Origin of the sequence: Streptomyces sannanensis (genome assembly GCF_039536205.1) — a bacterium.
Taxonomy (GTDB): Bacteria; Actinomycetota; Actinomycetes; order Streptomycetales; family Streptomycetaceae; genus Streptomyces; species Streptomyces sannanensis.
Genome location: NZ_BAAAYL010000001.1, coordinates 6,502,502 through 6,514,145 on the forward strand (window position 1 = coordinate 6,502,502; position 11,644 = coordinate 6,514,145).

10 protein-coding genes are annotated in these 11,644 nt (G+C 71.1%); 3 read left to right on the plus strand and 7 right to left on the minus strand.

The features are described 5' to 3' along the window. Positions 1–36: 36 nt before the first annotated feature. From ABD858_RS30385 to ABD858_RS30400, 4 genes are all read right to left on the minus strand, one after another. The gene (locus tag ABD858_RS30385; RefSeq protein ID WP_345043539.1) at positions 37–846 is read right to left on the minus strand and encodes a DeoR/GlpR family DNA-binding transcription regulator; all 810 of its coding nucleotides are present in this window, start codon (positions 844–846) and stop codon (positions 37–39) included. Between the two features lie 398 nt (positions 847–1,244). Then, on the minus strand, positions 1,245–1,397 hold the full coding sequence (locus ABD858_RS30390) for a hypothetical protein (protein WP_345043541.1): 153 nt from the start codon (positions 1,395–1,397) through the stop codon (positions 1,245–1,247). 88 nt (positions 1,398–1,485) lie between these two features. After that, a complete protein-coding gene (locus ABD858_RS30395) occupies positions 1,486–2,841 on the minus strand; it encodes a vWA domain-containing protein (protein WP_345043544.1) in 1,356 nt (451 codons plus the stop codon). Continuing rightward, positions 2,838–3,707, minus strand: coding sequence for an AAA family ATPase (locus tag ABD858_RS30400; RefSeq protein ID WP_345043546.1), 870 nt, complete (start codon positions 3,705–3,707; stop codon positions 2,838–2,840). The genes ABD858_RS30395 and ABD858_RS30400 overlap by 4 nt, the downstream gene beginning before the upstream one ends. Positions 3,708–3,844: 137 nt before the next feature. Between ABD858_RS30400 and ABD858_RS30405 the strand changes: the two genes are divergently transcribed. After that, positions 3,845–4,474 carry an alpha-ketoglutarate-dependent dioxygenase AlkB gene (locus ABD858_RS30405; protein ID WP_345043549.1) on the plus strand — a complete coding sequence of 210 codons (630 nt, stop codon included), beginning with the start codon at positions 3,845–3,847 and terminating at the stop codon, positions 4,472–4,474. Between the two features lie 155 nt (positions 4,475–4,629). Here ABD858_RS30405 and ABD858_RS30410 read toward each other — a convergent pair whose 3' ends face one another. Then, positions 4,630–6,090, minus strand: a complete 1,461-nt coding sequence (locus tag ABD858_RS30410; RefSeq protein WP_345043551.1) for a carboxylesterase/lipase family protein — start codon at positions 6,088–6,090, stop codon at positions 4,630–4,632. Here ABD858_RS30410 and ABD858_RS30415 point away from each other — a divergent pair. After that, the gene (locus tag ABD858_RS30415; protein WP_345043554.1) at positions 6,089–7,099 is read left to right on the plus strand and encodes an ROK family protein; all 1,011 of its coding nucleotides are present in this window, start codon (positions 6,089–6,091) and stop codon (positions 7,097–7,099) included. The genes ABD858_RS30410 and ABD858_RS30415 overlap by 2 nt on opposite strands. Before the next feature lie 498 nt (positions 7,100–7,597). On the opposite strand, the gene ABD858_RS30420 is transcribed toward ABD858_RS30415, so the two are convergent. Beyond that, on the minus strand, positions 7,598–7,807 hold the full coding sequence (locus ABD858_RS30420) for a CsbD family protein (RefSeq protein WP_345043556.1): 210 nt from the start codon (positions 7,805–7,807) through the stop codon (positions 7,598–7,600). Positions 7,808–8,308: 501 nt separating this feature from the next. On the opposite strand from ABD858_RS30420, the gene ABD858_RS30425 reads away from it, so the two are divergent. Next, positions 8,309–10,756 carry a SpoIIE family protein phosphatase gene (locus tag ABD858_RS30425; protein ID WP_345043558.1) on the plus strand — a complete coding sequence of 816 codons (2,448 nt, stop codon included), beginning with the start codon at positions 8,309–8,311 and terminating at the stop codon, positions 10,754–10,756. 40 nt (positions 10,757–10,796) lie between these two features. Here ABD858_RS30425 and ABD858_RS30430 read toward each other — a convergent pair whose 3' ends face one another. Continuing rightward, complete coding sequence (locus ABD858_RS30430; RefSeq protein ID WP_345043561.1) at positions 10,797–11,537, minus strand: SDR family NAD(P)-dependent oxidoreductase; 741 nt, start codon at positions 11,535–11,537, stop codon at positions 10,797–10,799. Positions 11,538–11,644 lie beyond the last annotated feature (107 nt).

Below are 11,644 nucleotides of genomic sequence, written 5' to 3' on the forward strand. Positions count from 1 at the left end.
GAACGGGGGCGCTTGTCGCCCATGGAAGCGATCGTGTCAGGCGTCGGCCGCAGGGGCGACGATGAGCTCGCCCACTGCCCCGGCGAGGACCGAGCGGGCCTCCTCGGGCAGCCCGTCGTCGGTGACGTACCAGTCGATCTCGTCCAGTCGCGCGAAGCTGCTGAGGCCGATGACTCCCCACTTGGTGTGGTCCGCGACGACGGCCACCCGGCGGGCCGCGGCGATCAGGGCGCGATTGGTCTGGGCCTCGGCGAGATGGGGGCTGGTCAGGCCCGCCCGCTCCGAGACGCCGTGCGCCCCCAGGATGAGCAGGTCGACGTGGAGTGAGCCGATCGTCCGGTCGGCCAGCGTTCCGACGAGCGCGGCGGACCGGGTGGGTGTGCCTCCGGTGAGCAGGACCACGGGGGCGTCCCCCTTCCGCTCGCGGTCCGCAAGCCGAAGCGTTTCCGCGACGGGCAGTGAGTTGGTCAACACGGTCAGCCGCGGCACATCCAGCAGTCTGGCGGCAACAGCATGGGCGGTGGTACCGGCCGAGAGGGCGACGACGCTCCCGGGTTCCACCAGCGCCGCGGCAGCGTCCGCGATGGCCGCCTTCGCCGCCCGTTCCCACGCGGACTCGGCCTCGAAGGCGTGCTCTTCCGCGCCGGCGCCGGACACGGCGACAGCACCGCCGTGCACCTTTCGCACCGCCCCGCTGCGGGCCAGCGCATCGAGGTCACGGCGGATCGTCATGTCGGAGACGCCCAGTCGGCCGACGAGCTCCGCCACCCGCACAGCACCGTCCCGGCGCACCGCCTCCAGGATGATTGCCTGCCGCTGATGGGCCAGCAGTCCCTGATCCGCCACGAGACTCCCCGATCACCCCGGGCGGGCACGTCACGCACCTGCCCTGGAAGGCCAGGCTACGTCGGGAATCACCAGAAACGAACAGGATGCTCCCGCGGTCAGCCGGTGCTCTCGCAGACGATCAGCTCCGCGGACAGCGGCATCCCCTCGCCCGCCGCGCACCTGGGCCAACAGCCGGACCGAGCTGAGCCGCGGTGCAGCATCCTGTACATCGGTATGTCGTGGAAGCCGACGACGGCGACGTCCCGGCCGACGGCCAGGTCTTGGCGCGGATGGCCTCGTAGGGGGTGAGCGCCGGCATGTCGCTGCCGCCGGCGATCGCGGCGCAGGGGGAGCGGGCTGACCGGTCCGGCTGGTAGCCGAGCCGAAGGATTTTCGTTCTCGAGGCGTGTGCCGCGTCAGGCTTCCCGGCCGGAGCCGCGCCGGGCCTCGCGCAGCGCGTCGGCGAGCCGGGCCGCCGTTTCCGGGCTCGTGCTCGCGTGCGGCGAGAGGCGGATCCAGTCGCCGCGCAGGGCCGTGACGAGGCCGGCCTCGGTCAGCGTGCGGTGCACCGCGGCCGGATCGGCCCCGGGGAGCCGCAGCCGGGCGATCCCGCTTCCCGTCCCGCCGGCCGTCTCGGCGCCCGCCGGGAAGCCGGTGTCAGACCGGGAGCAGCCGGGCGACGAGGTCGCCGACCTGCTTGGCGTTGCGGCACTCGTGCATGTCGACCAGGGACGCGTAGGCGAGGGCCACGGAGTCGCCGGTCGGCCACAGCGAGGCCTGCTCCGGGTTGAGCCAGTGCACCCTGCGGGCTTTTTCGGCGATGGCGCGCAGCGCGGGGAGGTTGGGGTCGGCCCTGTTCGTACGGGCGTCGCCGAGGATGAAGACGGTGGTGCGCGGGTCGACCACGTCGGCGTACCGCTCGGCGAACTCGCCCAGGGCGGTGCCGTAGTCGCTGCTGCCGTGCCAACCGGCCACCGCCGCCTCGGACAGGATGCGGTCGGCGAGGCCCCCGGGGTCCGCCGTGCCGCGCCGGATCAGGTCGGTCACCTCGTCGACGCGGTTGACGAAGGCGAAGACGCGGATCTTGCTGAACTGGTCGTGCAGGGCCTGGACCAGCAGCATGGTGAAGTTCGAGAAGCCCGCCACCGAACCGGACACATCGCACAGCAGCACCAGCTCGGGCCGCGCCGGAGGCCGGCGGCGCAGGACGGGCCGCATCGGGACGCCGCCCGTCGACAGCGAACCGCGCAGGGTCCGCCGCAGATCGATCCGCCCCCGCGCCGCACGGCGGCGACGGGCCGTCAGACGGGTGGCGAGCTTACGGGCCAGCGGGTGAACCACGCTGCGCAGTTCGTCGAGCCGGGCGCGGTCGGCGTACAGGAAGTCGACGCGGTCGGCGGTGGGAGCGACGGCGCGCCGAGCGATTTCGTCCGTACCGCGCCGCTCGGCGACCCGGCGGCGCGCCTCGACGCGCACCAACTCCCGGAAATCCTCGATACGGCGCCGGATCTCGTCGTCCACCAGCCGGTCGGTGAACGCGGCGTCCGTACCCTGCCGAACTGTCGTGCGTACCTGGACCAGCAGGGTCTGCGGCCGCAGCCGCTCCAGGGTCTGGTGAGCCGACCAGCCCTCCGAGGCCGAAGAGGAGCCGTAACCCCCGAGGCTCGCGACGGCCTCTCCCGCCAACTGGCCCATCATCGCCCGGTCGTCTGCGGCGAGCGCGGCAACCAGCCGGTCGCGCAGCCCGGCCCTGTCCGTGTGCTGTTCCGGCGGCCGACGCGTGAGCGGGAAGTACAGGTCGAAGACCGGGTCGAAGACGGCCCGCTGCCCCTCGCTGTGCAGCAGCGAGGCCGCCAGCCCCTCCCGCAGACGCTCCCGGTCGGTCAGCCCCAGCACCTCGACGACCTGGGCGGCGTCCACGGTCTCGCCCGTACCGATGCGGATGCCATGACCCCGCAGCACCTGGACCATTCCTGTCAGGCGCTCCGCGATACCGGTCGCCGGGATGCTCACACCGCCTCCAGGTCGAGCTTGGCCGCCGCCTTGACGATGTCGTCCTGGTGCTTGAGGAGTACACCGAGGCTGTCCCGCACGACCGTCTCGTCCAGCGTGCCGGCGCCCAGTGCCAGCAGCGTACGCGCCCAGTCGATGGTCTCCGCGACCGACGGAACCTTGCGCAGGTCCATCGCGCGCAGGGCACCGACCACCCGCACCACGGACGTGGCGAGTGCCTCGTCGAGTCCCGGCACCTTCATCCGTACGATCCGGCGCTCCAACTCCTCGTCGGGGAAGTCGACATGGAGAAACAGGCAGCGGCGGCGCAGGGCCTCGGAGAGTTCACGGCTCGCGTTCGAGGTGAGGACCACGAAGGGACGGCGGGTCGCGGTGATCGTGCCCAGCTCCGGCACTGTCACCTGGAAGTCGCTGAGTACTTCGAGGAGCAGCCCCTCGACCTCGACATCCGCCTTGTCGGTCTCGTCGATCAGCAGGACGGTCGGTTCCTCGCCGCGTATCGCGGTGAGGAGAGGGCGGGGGAGCAGGAACTCCTCACCGAAGATGTCCGTACGCGTCTCGTCCCAGGTCTCGTCCCGGCCCGCGGTGATCCGCAGCAGTTGCTTGGCGTGGTTCCACTCGTACAGCGCGCGGGACTCGTCGACGCCCTCGTAGCACTGGAGCCGGACCAGGCGGGCGTCCGCGACCTGGGCGACCGCCTTGGCCAGTTCCGTCTTGCCGACGCCCGCGGGGCCCTCCACCAGCAGCGGCTTGCCCAGGCGGTCGGCCAGAAAGACCGTGGTGGCGACGGCCGGCGACGCCAGATAGCCGGTCTCGGCGAGGCGCGCGGCGACGTCGTCCACCGATGTGAAGTACCCGGTCGTCATGTGGTGTTCTCCCCGTGGATCTCCTTGATGGCCCTTGTACCTGATCAGCTCTTCGAGCAGGTCCACAACACGGAGACATCGTTTGCGTCGCATGTCACGATGTCGCTCACTTGTTCGGTTCTGGTTACGCTGAAGGCATGTCCGCACCTCTCCAGGGCTCGCTGTTCGACCAGACCCACGACATCGGCCTCGGCCCACTGGAGGGCGTCCGGCGGACCGTGCTCGGTGACGGGGCCTGGATCGACCTGCTGCGCGGCTGGCTCCACGGGGCGGACGCCCTGTTCGAGGAGCTGGCGACGTCCGTGCGGTGGCGGGCCGAGCGGCGGCACATGTACGAGCGGGAAGTGGACGTACCCCGGCTGCTCGCCTTCTTCGGGGAGCAGGACCCGCTGCCGCACCCCGTCCTGGAGGAGGCCCGGGCAGCGCTCAGTGCGTACTACGCCGAGGAGCTGCGCGAGCCCTTCACCACGGCCGGGCTCTGCTACTACCGCGACGGGCGGGACAGTGTCGCCTGGCACGGTGACAGGAACGGCCGCTCCTCCCGCGAGGACACCATGATCGCAATCCTCTCGGTGGGCGACCCGCGCGATCTCGCCCTGCGCCCCCGTGGGGGAGGGGCCACCGCGATGCGGCTGCCGCTCGGACACGGCGACCTCGTCGTGATGGGCGGTTCCTGCCAGCGAACCTGGGAACATGCGGTCCCCAAATCCACCCGTGCCGTCGGCCCCCGCATCAGCATCCAGTACCGCCCGCACGGAGTGGGCTGAACCGCCCGGGCGGGTCCAGCCTCCCGGTTACGGCTCACGGCCGGACCCGGTGCCGTCGAAGGCCGGTATGAACACCGTGCGCATCACTCTGTCGCATGCCGATGTGGCGGGGACCCTGCCGGCGGCTCGCCCGGATCCGGGCGTGGTCGTGCCGCTCAGCTCAGCCAGATCTCCCGGACCGGGCGCAGCGCGTCCGGCTCCACGGCCGGTTCGGTGTCCCACACCATCGTCTCCCGCCGGTCCACGGTGTATCGCGGCCAGACCGTGCCCGGGTCGAGGTCGCGGACGAAGGAGACCCAGGCCGCGTGCATGGCGTCGGCCAGGTTCTGCGGCGGGTTGTCGCCCGCGGCCGCGGCGACGGCCTCGGCGTCCAGCAGATCGAAGGCGAACGGCAGGTCCAGGCAGTGGAAGGCCAGCCCCTGAGTCCCGGGTGCGGCCGAGGGCCAGGCGAACTCGTAGAGCCAGGTGGGAAGTTCACGCGCGGCGCGGGCCTCGGCGATGGCCAGGGAGGGGGCCCGGAAGGTGACGTCGGTGGTGGCCTGGCCCATCAGCGCGTCGGGGGCGGCCTCCTGGTGATGGTCGAGGAAGGAACGGGTGCGGGGCTCGTCCAGGCCCATGGCGGCGAGCATCGCGCGGGCCGCCTCCTCGGTGGCGCCGGGGAAGGGGACGGCGTTGAACTCGTGCCGGGTGAAGCCGAGCATCAGCGGGACGTCCGTGCCCGTGGCCGCGGCGGTGAGTGTGTCCATGACCGGTTCGGGGATCAGTGTCCCGTCGGCGAAGGGTGCCAGGACCAGCATCGGCAGGCCGTCGCGGTCCGGGCCGGGGACGGCCAGGGCGTCCTGGTAGGTGAGGAGTTCGTCGTCGGTCCTGTCGCGCAGCGCGGCGGCGGTGGCGGGGACGCCGGTACGAGAGGTGAACAGCTTGGACACGGTGAGGGCCACCGACCGGTCCTCCGGCTGCATCACGGCGCCGGAGACGGAGATCGCGCCGCGGAACAGCTCCCTGGCGGACGGAGTGGCGAGCAGCGTCTGGACGGCGCCGCCGCCCGCGGACTGCCCGGCGACGGTGACCTTCGCCGGGTCGCCGCCGAAGGCCGCGATGTTGTCGCGCACCCAGGTGAGGGCGGCGATCCAGTCGAGTACGCCACGGTTGTCGGGGGCGTCCTCCAGATGCAGGAAGCCTTCGATGCCGAGCCGGTAGCCGAGCGAGACGAGCACGACACCGTCCCGGTTGAATGCCGCGCCGTCGTACCAGGGGCTGGCCGCGGACCCGGCGACGAAGCCGCCGCCGTGGATCCACACGAGTACGGGAAGTCGTGCGTCGGAGGAGACGTCGGGCGTGAACACATTGAGGTTCAGCGTGCCTTCACCCGGGATGGTCGGCTCGGGGATGGTGGTGACCTCGGCGAAGGGGCGGCGCTGAGCGGTGGGGCCGTACGCGGTGGCGTCCAGCGGCTCGGTCCAAGGCTCGGGCGGTTCGGGCGCGGCGAAGCGGAGATCGCCGACCGGGGGCTTTGCGTAGGGGATGCCGAGGAACCGTACGCCCGTACTGCGGCGTTCGCCGCGGACGGGGCCGCGTGCGGTGCGGACGACGAGGTGGTCGGCGGAGGTGGTCATGATCGGCTGCTCCTGGGGTGGGCCGGCGCGGGTCACCGTGCGGTGTGCGGTGCGGCGGCCCATCTTCGCCGACGCCGCACACAGGGTGGCCGCCGCCACCGACTTCGGCCGGCGGGCCGGCCCCACCGACCTCGGCGCACTGATCACCGGCCAACTGCCCGGTCTGGAATGCCCACTGGACATCGTGAACGTCGCGAACGTCGCCGCGCTCGCGGAATATCACGCTCTGGCCGAGCAGCGTGGCAGCGCACCGCACACCATGGCGTACATCAAGGCGGACACGGGCGTCGGCGGGGGGATCATCACCGACGGTCTCATCCAGGCCGGCAGCCATGGCCTGGCCGGCGAGCCGGGCCATGTGCCGTTGACCCTCGACGGGCCGGAGTGCCCCTGCGGCGGGCGCGGCTGCCTCGCCCTGTACGTCGGACCCGAAGCGCTTGCCGAGGCGGCGGGGTTCGCCGACGTACTGCGCCGCGACGGCCCCAAGGGGATCCCGTCTACGACGGGATCCCCTGCCTTACACCTGGGCGTGAAGCGCTATGACTCAACAGCCTCATTGGTCTGGTCGGACAGCTTCGGTGTGTCGTGCTGGTCGGGCAGTTTCGGTGTGTCCTGCTGGTCGGGCAGTTTCGGTGTGTCCTGCTGGTCGGACAGCTTCGGTGTGTCCTGCCTGCCGGGCAGCTTCGGCGAGTTGTGCTCGTCGGGGAGCCTCGGTGACTCGTGCTTGTCGGGGAGCTTCGGTGAGCCGTGCCTGTCGGGCAGCCTCGGCGAGTCGTGCCGGTGTGACGGCAGCTCTCCCCCGCCCCAGCACACCCAGTACCCGTCGTGGCGGCACCTCACCCAGTGGCCCCTGACGAACCTCTTCTCCCAGTGGCTGTGCACCCACTTCTTTTCCCGGTGCCCGTCGTGCCACCACGTCACCCAGTGGCCTCTGACGTACCTCTTCTCCCAGTGCTTGGGCACCCACTTCTTCACCCAGCGGCCCTCGTGCCAGGTGCACCTTTCGTGATCACGGCCGTGGGACGAGGAGGAGGCGGGGGCGCCGGCCTTGGATGTCGAAGCGGCGGCCGCGCCGGATGCGCCGAGGGCGATTCCGCCGGCCAGTACGGTGCAGGCGGCGCCCATGGCCACGGCGTGCCGCAGAGGGGACTTCTGGTGCATGTCGAGCACCCCTCCCTGTTCCGGAGGTGTGCGGGTGACCGCCGCAAGATGGCGATCGGAGTCCAGGGGGACGAGGCCGTTGCCGACGCTCCGCGATCAGCCCGCGCATGTGTGGCACCAATAGTCGCCGCCCAGTTGGAAGTGCGCACCCCGAGATCCATACAGTGACCAGTCGGTCACGGACGGTGTGTCGAGCGGGCTCTCGTAGTGGGGTCCGTTTCTTGCTGATGCCGGAACATTCGGGCGGGCTATGCGATTTGAATCACACCCCTGGGGAGAGCTCCGTGGCTGTGTGGCGGCAGCGGGCCGCCGGTGGTGTCACCGGGGCAGTCTCATCGCCGGCCGGTTACTTGTGGTGCCGGCCCTTGATGTGGTCGGCCATGTCCTTCATGGCCTCCGACGCATGCCCGGCTGCCTGCCTGGCCTTGCCCTCGACGCGGTCCGCGGCCCCCTTGGCCCTCAGTCGGTCGTGGCCCGTGGCGCGCCCCGTCTTCTCCTTGGCCTTGCCCAGGGCCTCCTGGGCCTTGCCGCGCAGCGTCCTCGTTCGGTCACCCATGCCGATCAGCTCCTCGGTCCACCACTCCGCTGAGGGGATTTTCGTGTCATGCCATGCGGGTACCGCGGTTGCGCGACCGCAAACACGTCACCGGATCACGGCTCCGTTTGCCCGCGCAGGGGGCTCGGATAGGGTGATTTGATAGAAAATGCACCCGAAGAGGCTGTGCCGGTGACGCGTCGGGAGTGCTCGGCAGGGAGGGCCCGCAGGCGGAGCACCCCACGTCCCGGGGATAGGTCGTTGCGTTGGACATGCATGAGTCGACGAGTGAGGTGCCGGACCGGTCCCCGCCGGTGGCCGGGTACCGGGGTGTGTTCAGGGACCTGCTGGGGACCTGCGGCAGACCGCCGGGGAAGTGGTGTCGATGCCCCAGCCGGCCGGCTCGGCTGCCGTGTCCACCCACGGCGCGGTCCGTCGTCATCGGGGCTCCGTGAGGACTCGATCCGAGGGGCGCCGCGTGCCCGGTGGCGCTCGGAGCGAGCAAGGGCAACGGTGATAGGGATGGACACACCGGTGACTGGGTTCGGCGAGGTACCGGACGACCCGTTCGCCGTGCGGCGCGCGGCCTCGGCGGTACTGGACGACCGCGGGTGGGTCGTCGGCTGGAGCAAGCGCGCCGAGGCGCTGCTCGGGTACCCGGCCGAAGAGGCGCTGGGGCGCCCGGCGGCCGGTCTCCTGGTCGATCCCCAGGACCACGAGCTCGTGACGGACGCGGTCGAGGCCTGCGTACGCGATCAGGAGTGGTCCGGAGTCGTACCCGTCCGGCACCGCGACGGGCATCGTGTGCAGCTGGGCTGCCGGGTCCGGGCGATCGCCAGGGGTGGTTCACAGCGCGAGTGGTATCTCGCCGCTGCCCCCGCCGAGGAGGTGACCCAGTGGGAGACGGACCGGTCGGTCCTGGAAGGGTTGTTCCGCCGCTCCCCGATCGGGCTGTCCGTCCACGCCCCTGACCTCAGCATCCTGCGAGTGAACCGGGCCATGGCGAAGTTCAGTCACCTTCCGGTCGAGCAGCATCGTGGGCTCCGCATCGGCGACTTCCTGAACCCGCAGGACACCGAGACGGTGGAGGCGCAGTTGCGGGAGGTGCTGGAGACGGGCCGGTCCTCGGTCTTCGCCGAGCAGCCCTGCCGGGCGCTGGGGGACACCGGCCCCGGGATGACCGTGTCGGTGTCGGCGTTTCGGATGCAGGACCCCTACGGACGGGTCCTCGGGGTGACACAGACGATCGAGGACGTTACCGGAAGTCATCGCGTTCGACGCCGTCTCGCGCTGCTCACCGAGGCAGGAGCCCACATCGGAACCACGCTGGACGTGGGGAGGACGGCACGCGAGCTGGCCGAGGTGGCCGCCCGCGAGCTCGCCGACTGTGTCTGCGTGGACCTGCTGGAGCCGGTGACCCGTGGCGAAGGGCCCGTCGAGGGGATGCCCGACACCGTGCGCCGGGCGGCGGCCCACAGTGTCCTGCCGGACGCGGAAGAGGTGATGTATCCGGTGGGCCACTCGATCCGGATCCCGCCCGAGAGTCTGCAAGCGCGGTGCCTGGCCCAGCGGCGCCCGGTCATAGGCGAGTATCAGCAAGGTCTCACCGGATGGCTCTCCACGGACCCGGAGCGGGCCGAGCGCGCACGCAGCCTTGGGAACTGGTCGCTGATGGTAGTGCCGCTGCTCGCACGGGGGCTGGTACTCGGCCTTCTCAGTCTCTGGCGGTGGCGGCGTCCCGAGCCGTTCGAGGAGGACGACCTCACACTCGCCGAGGAGTTCGCCTCCCGTGCCGCGGTCTGCATCGACAACGCACGCCGCTACACCCAGCAGCACGACGCGGCGCTCACTCTGCAGCACAGCCTGCTTCCGCACGAGGTGCCCACGCACCCCGCGGTCGAAGTCGCCCACCGGTACCGGCCCGCCGACGCCACGACCGGCGTCGGCGGTGACTGGTTCGATGTCATCCCGCTCTCCGGGCTTCGTGTCGCCCTCGTCGTCGGCGACGTGGTCGGCCGCGGCATCCACGCGGCAGCCACCATGGGCCGGCTGCGTACCGCCGTGCACACCCTGGCCAACCTCGACCTCACCCCGGACGAGGTCCTCTCCCACCTCGATGATCTCGTGGACCGCCTGGCCGGCGAGCAGGCGCCGACGGAGGAAGGGTCCCCTCAAGTCGTCGGCGCCACCTGCCTGTACGCGGTCTACGACCCGGTCACGCGGCATTGCGCCCTCGCCCGCGCCGGTCACCCGCCACCGGCGGTGGTGACCCCGGACGGACAGGTGCGGGTCCTCGACATTCCGGCCGGCCCGCCACTGGGCCTTGGCGGACTGCCGTTCGAGGCCGCCGAGCTGGAACTGGCCGAAGGAAGCCTCCTGGCCCTCTACACGGACGGCCTCATCCGGACCCACAAACGGGACGTCGACGAGAGTCTGTCGGGCCTGTGCGAGGTGCTCGGCGCGCCCGCCCGCTCGTTGGAGGAGACGTGCCGGGCGGTGGAGGGCGCGCTGCTGGACGGCCGGCCGACCGATGACGTCGCCGATGACGTGGCACTGCTTCTCGCCCGTACCCGCGTACTGGTGGGGGAGAAGGTGGCCACATGGGAGCTGCCTGTGGAGGCCACCGCCGCTGCCCGGGCGCGGACGCTGACGGCGTCCCAGCTGACCGAGTGGGGGCTGGACGAGATGGCCTTCACCACGGAACTGATCGTCAGTGAGCTGGTGACCAATGCCTTTCGGTACGGTGAGGGGCCGATCGTCCTCCGGCTCATCCGTGACCGCCACCTCATCTGCGAGGTGTCCGACACCGGCAGCTCCTCGCCGCACCTCCGCCGGGCCCGTACCACCGACGAGGGCGGCCGCGGGCTGTTCCTGGTGGCGCAACTCACCGAGCGGTGGGGCACCAGGTACACGCGCGACGGCAAGACCATCTGGACCGAGCAACTGCTCCCCGACACGCGGGACCTGTGAGCCATGAGAGCCGCGCCCGCGTAAGGAGCACCGCGTGGCCTCAATAGCCGCCGGAGACCCTCAGAACCGTGCCCGTGGTGTAGGAGGCGTCGGCCGACAGGAGCCAGGCGACGGCGGCGGCGATCTCGGAAGGCTCGCCGGGGCGCCTCATCGGGATCCGCACGGCTGCCTTGGCCGGGCGGTCGGGATCCCCCATGGCAGCGTGCATATCGGTGTTGGTGATGCCCGGGGCCACCGCATTGACCCTGATGCCGTCCGGGCCGAGTTCCTTGGCCAGGCCGATGGTCAGGGCATCGGTGGCTGCCTTGGTCGCGGCGTAGTGGACGTATTCGCCGGGGCTGCCGAGTGTCGCGGCCGCGGAAGAGATGTTGACGATGGCGCCGGATCCGAGGGCCGCCATGTCCCGGGCGGCTCGCCGACTGCACAACAGATAGCCCAGGAGGTTCACCTCGACCACCCGTCGCAGGTCCTCGGTGCGGGCGTCGGTGAGTCTGCCGAGCGGGCCGGTCACGCCGGCGTTGTTGACCAGCCCGGTCACTCGCCCGAGTTCTGCGGTGGCGATGTCGAACAGCTTCTCCACGTCCGCCTCGTCGGAGGTGTCCACCCGCACCGTGACACAGCGCGCCCCCGCCGCACGCACGGCGGCCGCCGTCTCCTCGGCGGCCGTACTGTTGCTGACGTAACCCAGGGCCAGGTCATGTCCGTCGGCCGCCAACCGGACGCATGTCGCTGCGCCGATACCTCGACTGCCGCCTGTGACGATGGTGACCGGACGTGACACGCGCTGCCTCCCGCGACCGCTGGTACGTACATGGTTCGACACCAAGTCGTACCTCGTCAAAGGCATTTCAGCACGGTGGCTCGTGACATTTGTACTGCCCGACTCCG